This window comes from Actinomyces sp. W5033 (assembly GCF_051303165.1).
The window spans coordinates 38,709-55,608 of sequence record NZ_JBPPGD010000010.1; the positions used below are offsets into that span (position 1 = coordinate 38,709).

At 73.5% G+C, this 16,900-nt stretch carries 12 protein-coding genes, 1 pseudogene and 1 riboswitch; of the genes and pseudogenes, 9 read left to right on the plus strand and 4 right to left on the minus strand.

Translation table 11 applies throughout. The features are described 5' to 3' along the window. Positions 1 to 105 precede the first annotated feature (105 nt). Both ACSJJR_RS08020 and ACSJJR_RS08025 read right to left on the minus strand, forming a co-directional pair. On the minus strand, positions 106 to 414 hold the full coding sequence (locus tag ACSJJR_RS08020; protein ID WP_435942976.1) for a DUF4235 domain-containing protein: 309 nt from the start codon (positions 412 to 414) through the stop codon (positions 106 to 108). A gap of 69 nt (positions 415 to 483) precedes the next feature. Then, positions 484 to 1,882, minus strand: a pseudogene (locus ACSJJR_RS08025) (DUF418 domain-containing protein). A gap of 102 nt (positions 1,883 to 1,984) precedes the next feature. Continuing rightward, a riboswitch (TPP riboswitch) is annotated at positions 1,985 to 2,090 on the plus strand. A 49-nt stretch (positions 2,091 to 2,139) separates the two neighbouring features. Here ACSJJR_RS08025 and ACSJJR_RS08030 point away from each other — a divergent pair. The 4 genes from ACSJJR_RS08030 to ACSJJR_RS08045 all read left to right on the plus strand — a co-directional run bounded on the left by ACSJJR_RS08030 (position 2,140) and on the right by ACSJJR_RS08045 (position 6,907). After that, positions 2,140 to 3,231 (plus strand): thiamine ABC transporter substrate-binding protein, encoded by a 1,092-nt coding sequence (locus tag ACSJJR_RS08030; protein WP_435942977.1) that lies wholly within the window; start codon positions 2,140 to 2,142, stop codon positions 3,229 to 3,231. Continuing rightward, positions 3,228 to 5,114 carry an ABC transporter permease gene (locus ACSJJR_RS08035; protein ID WP_435942978.1) on the plus strand — a complete coding sequence of 629 codons (1,887 nt, stop codon included), beginning with the start codon at positions 3,228 to 3,230 and terminating at the stop codon, positions 5,112 to 5,114. Before ACSJJR_RS08030 ends, ACSJJR_RS08035 begins: the two co-directional genes overlap by 4 nt. Next, positions 5,111 to 5,848, plus strand: a complete 738-nt coding sequence (locus ACSJJR_RS08040) for an ABC transporter ATP-binding protein (RefSeq protein WP_435942979.1) — start codon at positions 5,111 to 5,113, stop codon at positions 5,846 to 5,848. Before ACSJJR_RS08035 ends, ACSJJR_RS08040 begins: the two co-directional genes overlap by 4 nt. Before the next feature lie 195 nt (positions 5,849 to 6,043). Next, positions 6,044 to 6,907, plus strand: coding sequence for a glutathione S-transferase C-terminal domain-containing protein (locus ACSJJR_RS08045; protein WP_435942980.1), 864 nt, complete (start codon positions 6,044 to 6,046; stop codon positions 6,905 to 6,907). A gap of 7 nt (positions 6,908 to 6,914) precedes the next feature. Here ACSJJR_RS08045 and ACSJJR_RS08050 read toward each other — a convergent pair whose 3' ends face one another. Next, on the minus strand, positions 6,915 to 8,261 hold the full coding sequence (locus tag ACSJJR_RS08050; protein ID WP_435942981.1) for a DUF4921 family protein: 1,347 nt from the start codon (positions 8,259 to 8,261) through the stop codon (positions 6,915 to 6,917). A gap of 158 nt (positions 8,262 to 8,419) precedes the next feature. On the opposite strand from ACSJJR_RS08050, the gene ACSJJR_RS08055 reads away from it, so the two are divergent. From ACSJJR_RS08055 to ACSJJR_RS08075, 5 genes are all read left to right on the plus strand, one after another. Then, positions 8,420 to 11,872, plus strand: coding sequence for an SNF2-related protein (locus ACSJJR_RS08055; RefSeq protein ID WP_435942982.1), 3,453 nt, complete (start codon positions 8,420 to 8,422; stop codon positions 11,870 to 11,872). A gap of 22 nt (positions 11,873 to 11,894) precedes the next feature. Next, positions 11,895 to 12,428 carry a GNAT family N-acetyltransferase gene (locus ACSJJR_RS08060; RefSeq protein ID WP_435942983.1) on the plus strand — a complete coding sequence of 178 codons (534 nt, stop codon included), beginning with the start codon at positions 11,895 to 11,897 and terminating at the stop codon, positions 12,426 to 12,428. Between the two features lie 242 nt (positions 12,429 to 12,670). Further along, the gene (locus ACSJJR_RS08065; RefSeq protein WP_435942984.1) at positions 12,671 to 12,976 is read left to right on the plus strand and encodes a DUF4244 domain-containing protein; all 306 of its coding nucleotides are present in this window, start codon (positions 12,671 to 12,673) and stop codon (positions 12,974 to 12,976) included. Between the two features lie 111 nt (positions 12,977 to 13,087). Further along, positions 13,088 to 13,384 carry a TadE family type IV pilus minor pilin gene (locus tag ACSJJR_RS08070; protein ID WP_435942985.1) on the plus strand — a complete coding sequence of 99 codons (297 nt, stop codon included), beginning with the start codon at positions 13,088 to 13,090 and terminating at the stop codon, positions 13,382 to 13,384. Positions 13,385 to 13,467: 83 nt separating this feature from the next. Beyond that, positions 13,468 to 13,863, plus strand: coding sequence for an Rv3654c family TadE-like protein (locus ACSJJR_RS08075; protein ID WP_435943038.1), 396 nt, complete (start codon positions 13,468 to 13,470; stop codon positions 13,861 to 13,863). A 5-nt stretch (positions 13,864 to 13,868) separates the two neighbouring features. On the opposite strand, the gene ACSJJR_RS08080 is transcribed toward ACSJJR_RS08075, so the two are convergent. Continuing rightward, positions 13,869 to 16,418, minus strand: a complete 2,550-nt coding sequence (locus tag ACSJJR_RS08080) for a DEAD/DEAH box helicase (RefSeq protein ID WP_435943039.1) — start codon at positions 16,416 to 16,418, stop codon at positions 13,869 to 13,871. Positions 16,419 to 16,900 lie beyond the last annotated feature (482 nt).

Genomic DNA, 16,900 nt, shown 5'->3' on the forward strand with positions numbered 1-16,900 from the left:
GGCCTCCGCCGCTCGCGCCGGTCAGGGGCGCCGTGCCCGGCAGGTCGCCGCAGGGTCAGCCGCGCCGCGCCCGCCCCGGGCTTCGCTTGCTCCGCAGCGCGCCTGTCAGGCCTCGAGGGCGCGGGCGCCGGTCACGGGCCCGCGGCTACGGCCGCTGTACCACTTGGCGGCCTGACGCAGCGTGAGCTGGCGCGTGAGCGCCAGCACCGCCCCCGAGAGCACCGCGAAGGCCACGACCTCCGCCAGCTTGTGGTCGAGGAGCTGGTCCTCCTCCTGCGGCGCCGGACGGCCCGTCACCAGCCTCCACCCCGCAGCCACGACGCTGTCCGCGACCATGCCCGCGACGAGCGTGGTCACGACGCTCGTCGCCTGCCACATGAGGTCGGTCTGGGCCTTGCTACCGGACTTCGCCATCGGTGGTGCTCCTTCGTCTCCTGCGCGCCCGGCGACCGTGCCCGCCCACGCGTCGGACCCGATCATGCCTCACATCTGCTGCGCCTGGGAGCCCTGGGCGGGGGCGTCGGGCAGCGCACCTGCCACTACGCTCGGCGCCCCGGCCCACCCCAGGGTCAGCTGAGAGACCTTCGAGCGCCTCGCCGTGCGTGCCACCGCGGCACGCAGCATCCGCTCGAAGGGACCGCGCCGCCCCGAGCGCTCCAGCCACACGCACACGGCTGCGATGGCCAGCCACACGGCCACCGCCGTCAGCGCCATCTCCACCGTCCCCGGTGCCGCGGTGCCCAGCACCGCACGAGTGCCGTACAACAGGACGAAGCAGACCGTCTGCAACAGGTACGCCGTCATCGACCGCTTGCCCACGGCCGCCAGCACGCGGCGCATCCCGGTGAGCGGCTCGCCGTCGGCACGCGCCCCGCCGGCGAGGACCGCCAGCAGCGCCAGCCACCCGCAGGCCCCCGCGAGCCCGCCGATGACCGTTGACAGCGGGGAGGAGACCAGCGCCAGCCCCAGCGGCAGCTGCGCACCCCCCATGAGCGCGTGGAAGGGGACGGACGCGACCGCACCGACCGCCAGGCCGGTGACACCACCGACGACGAGCGCCCGGCGGTGGCGCTCGGGGTGGGTGAGCAGGTCCGTGCCGGCCACCCACGCTCCGATGAAGGCGGCAGGCACCGACATCGACGTCAGCACCGTCATCGGCGTGGACATGAGCCACAGGCCCAGGCTGACCAGCGGGTACCAGGACGAGCGGGCGTCCTCAATCATCGCGGGGGTGCCGGCTGAGGCCGGTGCGACGCCCCCCCGACGGGGTCGTGACCATCATCCACGCCGCCACCACCATCATCGCCGTACTGAGCACGACGACGAGGGCGCCCACCACCCACATCACCACCGTGCGCCGGCGCACGAAGGTGCCGGCGAGCAGGACGGCGATGAGGCCGTAGGCGCCGATGATGTCGCCTCCGAAGAACAGGGAGTGCGCCGCGCCGAAGACAAGCATCCACCACCCGCGGCGGCGCACCATCCGGCGGGCGTCCACCGTCGCCGCCTCACGCACGAGCGCCAGGAAGTCCGCCTGCTGCCCGGCGGGCAGCAGGTCGTAGGAGGCCCGGTTGGCCTCCAGCACGCTGTTGACGTCGTGCTCGATCCTGCGCTGGGCCATGACCACGAGACCAAAGCCGAAGAGCATGGCGAACAAGGGGTAGGAGCGTTGGTCAACCAGTGCCCCGCGCACCCACACCCAGGCCTCGCCGAGCGCCGACGGTTGCGCGGGCTCCTCCCACCACAGGTGCCAGAACGGCACGTTCGCCAAGGCGATGAGCAGCAGCATGAACCCACGTGCCACGTCCGGCGCCGGGTATCGGGGCGAGCGCGGCCCCGTGAACGAGGTGAAGGAGTGAGAGAGCGGGTCGGTGGCGCGCATGGGCCAAGTGTCGCGGTCACCGGCGCCGTCACCATCCCCCGTGAGGATGATCCCGGGCTCCTCCACGAGGATGAACGGGGCCTGGGAACCGGGTAGCCTTCCGGTACACGACAGGGGAGCGCCGACGGGCGCTGAGAGTGCGGCCCGGCCGCAGACCCTCGAACCTGCTCCGGCTAGCACCGGCGAAGGAAGTCGAGCATCTCCCTGCACCGCCCAGGGTGGTGCAGGCCCTCCTGACACCCATCCAGGAGACCACCATGACCATCCTCCCGAACCACCGCGTCACCCGCCGTGCCCTGCTGACCGGGGCAGCCCTGGGGGCAGTCGGCCTCACCCTCGCCGCGTGCGGCTCCACCGGTGGGGCAGGTTCCGGCGCCTCGTCCGCGGGGCGCACCGTCACCGTCCTCACCCACGACTCCTTCCACGTGCCCGAGGAGTTCATCGCCGCCTTCGAGTCCCGCACGGGACTCACCCTCGAGCTCGTGCCCGCCGGTGACGCCGGCGAGCTGGTCAACAAGCTCGTCCTCACCAAGGACGCCCCCCTGGGCGACGCGGTCTTCGGCATCGACAACACCTTCGCCTCCCGCGCCCTGGACGAGGGCGTCATCGACACCGGCGCCAAGGTCACCCTGCCCGCCGGGGCTGACGTCGAGCAGTACCTCGTCGAGGGCTCCCGCGCCCTTGTGCCCATCGACTTCGGTGAGGTCTGCCTCAACACGGACACCGCCTGGTTCCAGGCGCACGGTCTGGCTGAGCCCACCACCTTCGAGGACCTCACCAGGCCCGAGTACAAGAACCTCAGCGTGCTCATCAACCCCACCACCTCCTCCACGGGCCTCGCCTTCCTCATCGCAACCATCGGCCACTTCGGCGAGGACGCCTGGCAGCAGTACTGGAAGGACCTGGTGGCCAACGGCGCCAAGATCGACGAGGGCTGGAGCGACGCCTACTACACGGACTTCTCCGGCAGCGGCGAGGGCGGCGCCTACCCCATCGTCGTGTCCTACTCCTCCTCCCCGGCGGCCACCGTCAGCGAGGACGGCAAGACCTCATCCACCGCCTCCGTCCTGGCCACCGCCACCCGCCAGGTCGAGTACGCGGGCGTGCTCGCCGGGGCTGCCAACCCCGAGGGCGGCGTGGCCTTCATCGAGTGGATGCTGTCCGTCGAGGTCCAGGAGTCCATCCCCGACAACATGTACATGTACCCCGTCAACAGCCAGGCCGCCCTCAGCGAGCAGATGACGGCCTTCGGCGCGGTGAGCCCGGACCCCGTCGTCGTGGCCCCGGCGCAGATCAGTGCGCACCGTGAGGCCTGGCTCGCCGCCTGGACCGAGGCCGTCGGCGCGTGAGCACCCGACGGGCCGGGCGGGTGAGGGGACCGGGGACGACGGCGGGCGAGCGCGCGGGCTGGGCGCTCGCCGTCGGCCTGCCGCTCGCCTTCCTCGGCGTCCTCTTCGCCTGGCCCGTCGCCACCCTCGTCTCCCGCGGCCTGGCGCCCGACGGCGTGCTCGACCTCAGCGGCTTCGGCGAGGTCCTTGCCCGCGAGCGCACGTGGCGGGTCATCCGCCAGACCCTCCTGCAGGCCAGTGCCGCCACCGTGCTGTGCGTCGTGCTGGGGGTGCCCGGAGCGCTCGTGCTCTACCGGCGCCGCTTCCCCGGGCGGGATCTGCTGCGCACGCTCGTCACGGTGCCCTTCGTGCTGCCCAGCGTCGTCGTCGGCGTCGCCTTCCACGCCCTGGTCACCACCGGTGGCCCCTTGGGAGGCTGGTTCGGGGGCGCCCTGGACGGGTCTGTCGTCACGGTCGTCGCCGCCCTCGCCTTCTTCAACTACGGGCTCGTGGTGCGCACCGTCGGCACCATGTGGTCGCGCCTCGACCCGCGTGCCGTCGAGGCGGCACGCACCCTCGGTGCCTCCCCGTGGCGGGCCTTCCTCACGGTGACGCTGCCGAGCCTGGCGCCAGCCGTCGCCTCCGCCGCCTCACTGACCTTCCTGTTCTGCGCGACGGCCTACGGTGTGGTTCTCGTCCTCGGTGGTCCGGGCATCGGCACCATCGAGACCGAGGTCTACGTGCTCACCGCCCAGTACCTCGACCTGCGGGCCGCCGCGGTGCTCAGCGTCCTGCAGCTGCTCGTCATCGCCGCCTGCCTGTGGGTGAGTGAGCGTGCCCGTGCCGCCCACGAGGCCGCGCTGCGCCTGCACCTGGACGTGCCGGCCACGCCCCTGCGCCGCGGTGACGTCCCGTCCCTGCTGCTCACCCTCGCGGTCGTCCTCGGGCTGCTCGTCGGTCCCATGGTGGTGCTGCTCGCCCGCTCCCTCAGGCGCGCCGGACGCTGGACGCTGGCGAACTACACGGACCTGGGTACCACCGGTGGGCGCAACGCCCTGACCGTCACCGTCTGGGAGGCGGCCGCCACCTCCGTGCGGGTGGCCCTCGTCGCCGCCGTCATCGCCCTGACCGTGGGGACGTCCGTGGCGCTCGTCGTCTCGCGCCGCCCCCGCTCGGCCTGGCTGCGTCGCGGCGTCATCCTGCTCGACTCGGCCTTCATGCTGCCGCTGGGCGTCAGCGCCGTGACCGTGGGCTTTGGCTTCCTCATCACCCTCACGCGCCCGCCCCTGGCGCTCACCCGCTCCTGGTGGGTGCTGCCGCTGGCCCAGGCCGTCGTCGCCGTGCCGCTCGTGGTGCGCACCCTCCTTCCGGCGTTGCGGGCGATCGACCCGCACCAGCGTGAGGCGGCGGCCATGCTGGGGGCTGGGCCGGGGCGCGTGCTCGCCAGTGTGGACGGCCCCCACCTGCTGCGCGCCGGGGGCCTGGCCGCAGGCTTTGCCCTGGCCACGAGCATGGGCGAGTTCGGAGCCACGTCCTTCCTCGTGCGGCCCGCGACCCAGACCCTGCCGGTGGTCCTCTACCGGCTCATTGGCGCACCAGGCGCCCAGAACCAGGGGATGGGCCTGGCGGCGGGCGTCATCCTGGCGGCGGGCACGGCAGCGCTCATGCTCGCCTGCGAGTGGGCCCAGACGGCGCGCCTGCGCCCGACCCACCTGCTCCGTCCGCCCCGCCTGCTGCGCCCGCCCCGCCCGCTCGCGCGAGTTCGGGGCTTAGGCGCTGAGGTCGCCGCTCTGGGGACCGGTCTCGCTCCCCAAGCGCCGACCTCGCGCGAGACGAGCGCGAAGGACGCAGGACCGCAGGCCCCAGCGAGACCGCAGGCCCCAGCAGCACAGGAGACCCCATGAGCGCCGCCCTCGAGGTCGCAGACCTCAGCGTCGTCTACCCGGCCACGAGCAGCGGCACGCGTCGCAGCGCGCGTGTCACTGCCGTTGACCGCGTGAGCCTGACCATCGGCGACGGCGAGGTGCTCGCCCTGCTCGGCCCCTCGGGGTGCGGCAAGTCCTCCCTGCTGCGTGCTGTCGCCGGGCTCGAGCCGGTGGCCGGCGGCACCGTCCGCTGGGCGGGGCGCGACGTCATTGGCACCCCCGTCCACAAGCGTGGGTTTGGGATGGTCTTCCAGGACGGCCAGCTCTTCCCCTTCAGGGACGTGGCCGGCAACATCGCCTACGGGCTGGCAGACCTGCCGCGCACCGAGCGTGAGGCGCGGGTGTCCGAGGTCCTCGAGCTCGTTGGCCTGCCCGGTTACGGGCACCGCGCCGTGACCACCCTGTCAGGCGGTCAGGCCCAGCGTGTGGCGCTCGCCCGCTCCCTCGCCCCCAGACCGCGCCTGCTGCTGCTGGACGAGCCGCTGTCCGCCCTGGACCGGGCGCTGCGTGAGTCCCTGTCCCAGGACCTGGCGAGCATCCTGCGGGCCCAGGGCATGACCGCCCTGTACGTCACGCACGACCACGCCGAGGCCGAGGCCGTCGCGGACCGTGTGGGCGTCATGGTGGCAGGACGCCTGCTCGCCCTGGGCACGATGGAGGGGCTGCGCGAGCGCCCGGGGCACGAGGAGGTCACCCGCTTCCTCGGACTGTGAGAGCGAGGAGGGCCCCGTCTCAGCTGACCTCCTGCCATGCTGCGATCCGGGCCGCGCGTCCACGTGCGCGGCAGCCCGCACTGGCTGCCAGCTTTCCGCCCGACGTAAAACGCGTGGCGAAGTTGCGGTCCAGGCCCCACTATGGACACGTGCCCCGCCGGGGCCCCGCGACACCGCCGAGTCCTGGAGGACACGATGGCCATCGCCACCTCGCACCGCTTCACCACCGGGGACCTCAGCCCCGAACCCGGTCGTTACCGGCTCGTCGCCTCCGGCTCCTGCCCCTGGTGCCGCCGGGTGCTCATCGCCCGCCGCCTGCTGGGCCTGACCGAGGCCCTGCCCGTCTCCTGGTGCTACGGGCGCGGCGAGGACGGCTACTGGGAGCTGACGGACACCAGCGGGGAGCCCGGCACCGACACCGCCCTCGGGGTGCGCTCGCTTGCCGAGGTCTACGCGGCCACCCCCGGGCACAAGGACCCGCTGACCATCCCCGCGCTGGTTGACACCACCACCGGGGAGGTGGTCTGCGACGACTCCGGCGACCTGCTCTTCGACCTCGCCACCGCCTGGTGGGACCTGCACGCGGTCGGCGCGCCGGACCTGTACCCCCTGGACCGCCGCAACTCCACAGACGCCTGGGACGCCTGGGTCGGCGAGCACGTCAACGAGGCCTACAACACCGCGACCCACTCCCAGGACGAGGAGGAGGCCGAGGCCGCTGCCGAGGAGCTGCTCGTCGCTCTCGACGTCATCGACACCGTCCTGGCCCGGGCCACCCGCATGGAGGCCTCGCGGGAGGCCGGGCTGACGATCCAGGACGCGCCGCCGCTGTCCGCCGTCGTCGCCGTCGGCCAGTACCTGTGCGGCAACGAGCCCACGGGCAGCGACATCCGCCTGTTCGTCACGCTCCAGTCCTACGCCTACGGCGGCCGCCAGCAGATGCCGGGCGGGGACGCGCCCTCGCTGTCCTTCTGGCCCGCCCTCGCCCGCTGGTTCCGGGCGCTGGAGGACCGCCCCGGCTGGGTCGGCCCCGAGGAGCGCAGCGCCCTGGGCCTGTGAGCCGGCCTCAGCGCGTGAGGACCGGGTTGTACAGCAGCCGGTTAGGCGTCGTCGGGCACTCCTCACCCACCGCCATCGGGGCGATGAGCCGGTCCGCGCGCAGGTCCTCCAGCCGCTCGACCACGCGCTCGCGCAGGCTCCACGGGTCAATGGTGTTGAGGTAGATCTTCGTGCCGCCCTCGAAGCCAGCCAGCGTGGACACCCGCCACTTGAGCGTCACGTGCCACGGCATCGACTGGTCGACGTCGATGGGCCGGTGGTGCCACTCCTCGTTGCAGGGCACCTCGGCGCCCGTCGCCGCGTGCAGGGCGTGCAGCAGGTCGGAGACGGCGTCGACCTCCTCGCGGCTCATGAGCCACGGCTCGCACACCGGCGACGTCGAGTACACCTCCAGCGTCGGGTATCGGTGGCCGAAGCCGGCGAAGGCCACCGCGTGCTCGTTCGAGGCGACCAGCAGCCCGTTGTAAGCCGCGTAGTCCACCCCCATCTCGTTGTAGATGTTGGGGTTCGCCCGCACCCGCTGCAGCTCGAGCTGGGTGGAGACACCGCGCTCGTCGATCCCCACGAGCTGCTTGTGCAGGTGGTCGAAGGACGCTCCCGCCGGCCGCAGCCAGTTCTGGAAGACCGCCACGTAGCGCACCCACCGGTTGGCCTCGTACAGGCTCTGCGCCGACTGCACGGCCAGGCGCGTGTACGCCCGGTGCTCCGCCACGCTGAGCGTGCCCGAGCTCGCCAGGCACGAGGAGTCGACGGCGTCGTCCGTGTAGTGGCGCCGGGCGATGATGACGTCGTGGCCCGAGGCGAAGAAGGAGGCGGCGTAGGCACGCTGCTCGGCCGCGCTCATCGCCTCCCAGCGGGCGGGGTCCTGCCCCGAGGCGCGCAGCTTGGTGCGCGCCACCCGGCTCACGTGCGCCTGCCCGGCCGGCTCCGCCAGGTAGGCCTCCATGCGCTCGCGGGCCGTGTCAGGCAGCTCGTAGCCGTGGTTGGCCCGCCAGTAGTCGAAGGACAGGATCTCGAAGAGGTTCGGCACCCGGCGGAAGGCCGCCACCGTCTCGAACAGTGCCGAGGCGGGCAGGGCGTCGAGCCGCTCGAAGGAGCCGTCCGCACGGGCCACGACGCGCGCCTTCTCCGGTGGCGTCTCCAGGTAGCGCTCGCAGCAGAAGGCGCAGCTGCTCGTGTGCTCGTGGGGCTCGAGGGCGTGGACCTCGGTGGCGGGCTGGGCGAGCGGCCGGTTGCCTCGCCCCGGCACGGTCCACACCTCGGTCCCCGTGAAGGGGCTGATCTGCTTGACCGTGCCGTCCGCCAAGCGGGTCAGTGGCTCGGCGGAGGGCAGGTAGGGCATGAGGGTCACCATGGGGCCATTGTGGCCCGCGGCCGACGACGGCGGGGCGGCTTGGGGCGCACCGCTCAGCCCGCAGCGGCTCCCGCCGGGAGCCGCGCCCACCGACGGGGCGTGAACGGGGACGTCCTCGCCGTCGGACACCTGTCGGTGGCCCCTCGTACCCTGGTCCCGTGGCGCGCGAGATCACCGAGGAGGACTGGCCGGCCCGCGTGAGCGACGAGCAGGTCATCACCTGGGCCGGTGCTCAGGTCTTCCTGCGTGGGCGCCGTTACGCCGACGAGGGGCGGGTGATGAGCGTGTCCGTCTCCGCCGGAGGGGACATCCTCATGGCCCAGGTCCGCGGTAGCGCACGCACCTACCAGACGATGCTGCACGCCACGGGCCGCGGCGGGCGCCCCACGTGGGGCGGGTCCTGCTCCTGCCCTGTGCGCACCAGCTGCAAGCACACGGTGGCCCTCCTGCTCGCCGCACGCGCCCAGGCCCTGGCCCAGGTGACGGCCGGGAGCTGGCAGGCACAGCTCGATGAGCTCCTGCACGTCAGTGAGCGCCCGTGCCGGTCCCTGGCGCTGGAGGTGTGTGAGGACCCGCGCGGGTGGAGCCACGGGCTGACCCTCCTGCCACTGATCGAGGGCAGGCAGGGCTGGAACAAGCGCGGCGCCGCCTGGAGCGCGGTGCTCGGGGGAGGGCTGAGGCACGAGGTCGCGCCCGAGGTGCTGGAGCCGGTCCAGGAGATCGGCCGCATGTGCCCCTCCGGGTTCTACTACGACGACGACCGGGTGAGCCTCGACGACGTCCCGCCTCGCGTCTGGGACGCCCTGCGCCGTGCCGTCGCCGCGGGCCTGGCCCTCACCACCGCGCAGCGGGGCGGCCTGCCGGTCGTCATCCAGCCCGGGCTGCGGGTGGGGCTGGGCATCGAGCGCCAGGAGGACGGCTGCCTCGTCATCCTGCCCGAGATCGACACCAGCCGGGTCGAGGGGCTGGGGCAGGCCCTCGTGGCCGACGGCTGCGCCCCCGAGCCGGTCGGGCAGCCGGTCCACGCCTTCGCCGCGACCACCCCGGACAGGCTCATCCTCATGCCGGTCGAGCCCGCCCCGGACGAGGTGCTGGCCCGCGTGCTCGCGGACCGCGGGCGCCGCGTCGTCGTGCCCGAGGCGGACGTGCCCCGCTTCGAGGCCGAGCACCTGGAGCGGCTCATGCGCGCCGTGCCCGTGATCCGGGTGGGCGAGGGCGTGGCGGTGCCCGAGCCCACCGTCGTGACAGCGGTCCTGCGGGTGACGGTTGACGGCGCCACCCACCGGTCCCGCACCGACTGGCTCATGCGCTACCTCACCCCCGGCGGCGAGCTGCGCCGCGAGGTCCTGCTGGGCGACCTCAGCGCCGAGGGGGACCACGCCGTGGCCGGCGGGCGCGAGCGCCCGGCCCGCCAGGGCACGGTCAACGGGAAGGCCGAGGAGCCCGCCCGGGCTCCTGCCCGTGAGGTCAGCCGCCCGGTCCCGCGGGACCTGCCCGCGGAGCGGCGAGCAGCCCGCCAGGCACTGTCCGTGCTCATCCCCCTGGCGGCCGAGCACGGCGTGCTGTGGCACAGCAGGCGCATGAGCGGTATCGACACCGCCCGCTTCATGGTCCGCAGCCTGCCGGTGCTCCAGGGGCTTGACGACCTGGAGACCGAGGTCCTCGGCGAGGTCCCCAACTACCGCGCCGCCGAGGGCGAGCTCGTCATCTCGACGCAGGTGAGCGAGGAGGAGGACCGGCCGGACTGGTTCTCCCTGCGCGTGCGCGTGCACGTCGGCGAGGACCAGGTGCCCATCGAGCGCCTCATCGCCGCCGTGGCGAACGGGGACAAGGAGGTCCTGCTCGACTCCGGCGCCTGGGTCGAGGTGGACCGCCCCGAGGTCCAGCGGCTCGCGGCCCTCATGGAACAGGGGCGTGAGCTGGCCGAGCCGCGCGCCGCGGAGCCGGGGACCATGCGCATCACCCCCTACCAGGCGGGGTACTACGCCCAGCTGGTGGAGATGGGGGTTGTGGGTGAGACCGCACGGCGCTGGCGCCAGAGCGTCGAGGGCCTGCTGGCGGTGGCGCAGGAGCAGGCCGGCGCCACCGGGCGACCCGGCGGTGCCTCCTCGACGTCGCACAGCGTCCAGGCCCTGGACGCCCCTGTGCCCGCGGGCCTGCGCGCGAGCCTGCGCCCCTACCAGCTCGAGGGCTACCGCTGGCTGCACCTGCTCAGGCGCACGGGCCTGGGCGGCGTGCTCGCGGACGACATGGGGCTGGGCAAGACCGTGCAGATCCTTGCCGAGGTCCAGCACATGGTCGAGGAGGCGGAGGGCTGCCGCCCACCGGTGCTCGTCGTCGCGCCCACGAGCGTCGTCGGCGCCTGGGTGGAACAGGCCCGGCGCTTCTGCCCGGACCTGGACGTCCGTGCCGTCACCCGCACCCGTGCCGCGCGTGGCACCACCCTCGAGCAGGAGGCCGACGGCGCGGACCTCGTCGTCACCAGCTACACGATCGTGCGCCTGGACGAGGAGGCGTGGGCCGCAGCCGCCTGGTCCTGGGTGGTGCTCGACGAGGCCCAGTTCATCAAGAACCACGCCTCCGCCACCTACCGGGCGGTGCGGCGTCTGCGCAGCCCCTGCGCCCTGGCGGTCACCGGCACGCCGCTGGAGAACTCCCTCATGGACCTGTGGAGCCTGCTGAGCGTCAGCGCCCCCGGGCTGCTGCCAGGGCCCGAGCGCTTCAACGAGCTCTACCGGCGCCGCATCGAGCGCGGGGGAGAGGCGGGTGCCCGGCGGCTGGCGGAGCTGCGCCGTCGTGTCGGCCCCTTCATGCTGCGCCGCACCAAGGAGCAGGTGGCCGTGGACCTGCCGGTCAAGACCGAGCAGGTGATGAGCGTCGAGCTCAGCCCCGCGCACCGGCGCGCCTACGAGCTCAGGCTCATCCGTGAGCGCCAGAAGGTCATGGGGCTGCTCGAGGACGACTCCGCCCAGGCGCGCTTCTGCGCTCTGCGCTCGCTGACCATCCTGCGCCAGATGGCGCTCGACCCCGGGCTCGTGGAGCCGCACGGGCAGGACGCGGACGGCGAGGACGCCGGCGCCTGCGGGCGCGGACGCCGGCCCGCGGCGAAGGCCGAGCTGCTGCTCCAGACCCTGAAACCGGTCATCGCCGAGGGCCACAAGGCCCTCGTCTTCAGCCAGTTCACACGCTACCTGCGTGGCGTCCAGGAGGTCCTGGACAGAGCCGGCCTGCGCGTGCTCTACCTGGACGGCTCCACCCCGGACCGTGACGGCGTCATCTCCCGGTTCCGGGAGGGTGAGGGCGACGTCTTCCTCGTCTCGCTCAAGGCCGGGGGCTTCGGCCTGACGCTGACCGAGGCCGACTACGTCTTTCTGCTCGACCCGTGGTGGAACCCGCAGGTGGAGGCGCAGGCGGTCGATCGCGCGCACCGCATCGGCCAGGACCGGCCGGTGCTCGTCTACCGGCTCGTCTGCGCGGGCACCATCGAGGAGAAGGTCATGGCGCTCAAGGAGAAGAAGGCGGACCTCTTCTCCCGCGTCATCGAGGGGGGTGAGGCGCCGGCACGCGCCGCGCTCACGGCTGAGGAGATTCGAGCCCTGCTCGAGGACTGAGCGGGTGAAGCACAATGCCTCCGTGAGGATTCGCCCAGCCACCCGTGATGACCTGCCGGTGCTCCGGGACCTGTCCATCGAGACCTTCTGCCAGACCTTCGCCCACCTCTACGACCCCGAGGACCTGAAGTCCTTCCTCGCCGGGACCTACTCCGACGCCGCCCTCTGCGCTCTCCTCGACGACCCCGCCAACCTGTTCCTGCTGTGCGAGGACACTGAGGAGGGCGTCAGCACGGCTGTCGGTTATGTGCTTGCCGGCCCCTGTGACCTCGAGCACGAGCAGGTACGACCCGGCGACGGCGAGATCAAGCGCCTCTACCTGCGTCGTACCCACCAGGGAGGTGGCCGCGGCGCCGCCCTCATGAGCGCGGCGATGCAGTGGCTTCTCGCCGAAGGCCCTCGCACCCTGTGGCTGGGAGTGTGGGAGAACAATGTCGGCGCCCAGCGCTTCTACCAGCGCTTCGGCTTCGAGGAGGTCGGCGACCACGTTTTCCTCGTCGGCACCCACGAGGACCGCGACCTCATCTACCGGCGCCCCGCCGTCGGCCACCCCTGAGCACCCTTGCGCGCCGCCGCGGCCGGGCCACACACCCACCCCGGCGGCCGTTTCCCTCCTGAGCCGCCGGGCCGGGCCACACAGGTGCCTGCCACGGCATCCCTGTCCACAGGCAGGGAGGGGACCGGTGCGCGCCGGGCCGGGGCCGAGTCAGTCTTGCCATGCGGGCAGGACGCTCGCGGACGCAGGACCCGGCCCGCCGTGACGGACGGGGCCGCGGTCACTCACCCCAAGGAGGAGACATGCCCACCACCCACGCGCGCCGCTTCCTGGAGGCCGTGCACGCCTCATGGCTCTTGGCCCACCCCGGGGCGGGAGGCATCCCCGACCGCCTGACCACCGAGGGCCGGCCCGGGCGCCGCCCCGCCCGGCTCGCGCCGGACGGCACCGGCGACCCCGGCGGAGAGGCCGGCATGGCCACCGCCGAGTACGCCATCGGCACGCTCGCGGCAGCGGCATTCGCAGGCCTGCTGCTTGCCGTCATCCGTTCCGGCTCCATCGGTGGGCTCATCCAGAGCCTCATCGAGTCGGCCCTGTCGATCGGTTGAGCCGTGCGCCGGGCCTGGGACATCCCACGGGCGCGGCGCGAGCAGGACGGGCGGGAGCCACGGCAACCGCCGCGCGGCGGCGAGCGCGGCATGGTCACGGCGGAGACTGCCGTGACCATGCCGGCTGTCGCCCTCGTGCTGCTTCTCGTGCTCTCCGGCGTGGGTGCCGGCGTCACCCAGCTGCGTGTGGCCGACGCGGCCCGCGTGGCTGCACGGGCCGCCGCCATCGGCGAGAGCGAGCTGGCCGGTCCCGCGTCCCGTGCGGCGAGCGGGGTCGAGCTGAGTGTCTCCCGCGAGGGCGGGCTCACGTGCGTGAGCGCCAGCCGTGCCGTGCCCGGGCCCCTGGGCGCCGCGGGGCTGAGGGCGCGCAGCCGTGCCTGCGCCTGGACCGAGCCGGGTGTGCCGTGAGCGCGGGAGCAGGCCGGGCGCCCGACGACGGCAGACCGCCTCGGGCCGCCCGGTCCCGCCTGCCGTGGGTCACGCGGTCCCGTCTGCCGTGGGCCGCCCGCCCTGGTGCCGAGGAGGGATCGGGCACGGTGATGGCGCTGGCGCTCATCGCCGTCCTGCTCGTCCTCGCCGTCGGCGCCAGCGGCCTCATCCAGGCTCAGGCAGCGGCGGGGAGGGCGCGTCTGGCGGCAGACATGGCGGCACTGGGCGGGGCGACAGCCCTGGGGTCTGTGACCGCTCCAAGGGACCCGTGCGCAGTCGCCGGGAGGGTCGCCGAGGCCAACGGAGCCGTGCTCACCGGCTGCACGGTGGAGGCTGAGGACGTCACCGTGGGCGTCGCCGTCGGACTGAGGGTGCTGGGCGTCGGACGGACGGCGACGGCAGCAGCCCGGGCCGGACCGGTGGAGGCGGCAGCACCCGGGGGTGAGGGCAGCCGCTGATCTCCTCAGTCGGTGGGTGACGCCGCGTTGGGTGCCGCGTCGGGCGTCGTGGTTGGCGCCGCGTCGAGCAGCAGGTGCAGCAGGGTCACTGCCCCGGCCTTGTCGAGCGGCTCGTTGTTGTTGCCGCACTTGGGGGACTGCACGCACGAGGGGCAGCCGGCCGCGCAGTCACAGCCCTCGATGACGGCGAGCGTCGCCGTCAGCCACTGGCGCCCTGCCCTGAACCCGCGCTCGGCGAAGCCCGCGCCACCTGGCTGGGCGTCGTGCACGAACACGGTGGGCGCCATCGTCTGCGGGTGCACGGCTGTGGACAGGCCGCCGATGTCCCAGCGGTCGCAGGTAGCCAGCAGCGGCAGCATCCCGATGGAGGCGTGCTCGGCGGCGTGCAGCGCCCCCGGCAGCTCGGCGGGGGTGAGCCCGGCGGCCTCGGCCACCTCAGGCGGGACCGTCCACCACACGGCGGCCGTCGGCAGGACGTGCTCAGGCATGTCCAACGGGTGCTGGGAGATGACCTCCATCCCGGGCAGGGCCTGCCTCATGTAGCCGACGACCTGGCTCGTGACCTCCACGGAGCCCAGGGACCAGGTGAGCCCGTGGTCCCACTGCTGCCTGGCGCGCTCGGCGATGATGCGCACGCTCGTGCGCTCGCGGGCCCGCGTGCGGTAGCCGACGGCCCGGCGCCCGGTGACCACCGCCGCCTCCTCGGTGAGCGCCTCGACGACGTAGCTGCGCCCTTGGTGGACGTAGACCGCGCCCTCGTGGACCGTGGCGTCGGCCGCGGTGCCGGTCACTGTGCCGATGACGGTGCCGGTGGAGGCCTCGACCACCGGCACGTCCGGCGGGCCGTCACCCCGCAGGCTCGTGAGGTCCTGGGCGCGGCCGGGCAGGCTCGTGTTCCAGAACCAGCCGGACGGCCTGCGCCGCAGCGCCCCGCGCTGCGCCAGGTCCTCGAGGAAGGACTCGTCCGGGAGCCCGAACAGGGGCAGGTCCTCGGCTCGCAGGGGCGACTCGCTGGCGGCGGCGCACAGGTGCGGAGCCAGGACGTAGGGGTTGGCCGGGTCGAAGACGGTGGCCTCGGGGGCGGCGAAGACGTCCTCGGGGTGGTGGACGAGATAGTTGTCGAGAGGGTTGTCGGAGGCGATGAGCACGGCCACCCCGGGTGAGCCTGCCCGTCCGGCGCGCCCCGCCTGCTGGCCCAGCGAGACGCGCGTGCCGGGCCAGCCGGCGATGAGGACGGCGTCCAGGCCCGTGACGTCGATGCCGAGCTCGAGGGCGTTGGTGGTGGCCAGGGCGCGCAGGGCGCCACTGCGCAGGTCGCGCTCGAGCTCACGCCGCTCCTCTGGCAGGTAGCCGCCGCGGTAGGCGCGCACCGCTGGGACCAGCTCAGGCAGGGTCATGCCCAGGCTGTGGCGGGCGCGCTCGGCGACCACCTCGGCGCTGCGGCGCGAGCGCACGAACACGAGGGCCCGGGCTCCCACGCTCATGAGGTCAACGAGCAGCTCGGCGGCCTCGACGACGGCCGAGCGCCGTGCTGAGGGGTCCTCAGCCGGGTCGTCGCAGTCCGGTCCAGGACGGTTGAGGAACGGTTCTGCCCCGGGGGTGCCGGCCTCGGCGGCACGTGCTGGGGCTGTGTCCTGCCATGCGGCCCACGGGTCGCGCAGGGCCGGCTGCCACAGGGCCAGGGCCCGCGCGCCGGAGGGGGCGCCGTCGTCGGTGACGGCCACGACGTCGCAGTCCTCGATCCCGATGAGACGGGCGGCCGTCAGCGCGGGCTCCGCAGCGGTCGCGGAGGCGCACAGCACTGCGGGTCCGGGGCCGTCGGGTCGCAGCCGCCGCACGAGCCGCAGCAGGCGACGGATGACGAGGGCGACGTGCGCGCCGATGACACCTCGGTAGGCGTGGCACTCGTCGATGACGACGTAGCGCAGCGACCGCAGGAAGCGGTTCCACCGCTCGTGGCCGGGCAGCAGGGACAAGTGCAGGAAGTCGGGGTTGGTGAGCACGACGTCGGCGTGCGCCCGTGCCCAGTCACGCTCGGGCACAGGGCTGTCGCCGTCGCAGGTGCCCGAGCGGACGGTGCGCCATGACCCGGGCGGAGCCCCGGCCTCGCGCTGGAGGGCCTCGAGCTCGTGGACGAGCCGCTCCAGGGCGGCGGCCTGGTCCGCGGCCAGGGCCTTGGTGGGCGACAGGTACAAGGTGGTGGGACGGCGCCCGTGGGAGGAGATGCGCGTGGCGTCGCCGTCGGGACCCTGGGCGGCGAGGACGTCGGAGAGGGCGGGCAGCCAGGCCGCCAGGGACTTGCCGGAGCCGGTGCCGGTGGCCAGGACCGTGTGCTGGCCGCGGTGGAGGGACTCGGCGGCCAGCTCCTGGTGCGTCCACGGGCGGGCAACCCCGAGGCGGGCGTAGGTGGCGACGAGGTCCGGGTCGGCCCAGTCGGGCCAGCTGCCGTGCCTCCCAGGGCGGGCGGGGGTGCGCTCGAGGTGGATGAGGCGGCCGTCGCGCGCGCCGATGGACTCCAGCAGCGCCGTCAGGTCCCGGGTGGGTGGGCGCGGGATGTTGGGCGTGCCCGGGTCTGCGGAGAGGCCGGGGGCGGCGGGCGAGGGTCGGTCGGGCACGGGGCCAGTGTGCCGCAGGGCGGCGACGACCGACGGCGCCCCCCTCCGCCCCGGCCAGGTCCGCCCGGCCCGCCCACCTCCTCGGTTTGCGCTCGAACTCCCTGGGCGTGTGCCGTACGTTCGCGCGCAAACCGAGGAGGTGGGCAGGGGAGGCGAGGAGGTGGGGTGAGGGCGGGCCGCTCGCGACACGCCGGATGCGCCGGGGCGCACCCGATTATGTGGTGCCCGTCACTGTCTTGCCCCCTAGGGCTCGCGTCCCCACTGTCGCGGAATGCTGGCGAAAATGACGTCCTATGCCGACGAGAGTGTGGTGCTACACCACAACATGTTGTGGTTGCAGTTCTTCGCGACCACCGGATGATGTGTCACATCGGTGTACTTCGGTTGTAGTGTCGTGACCGGCGACGACGCCACGGCCTACC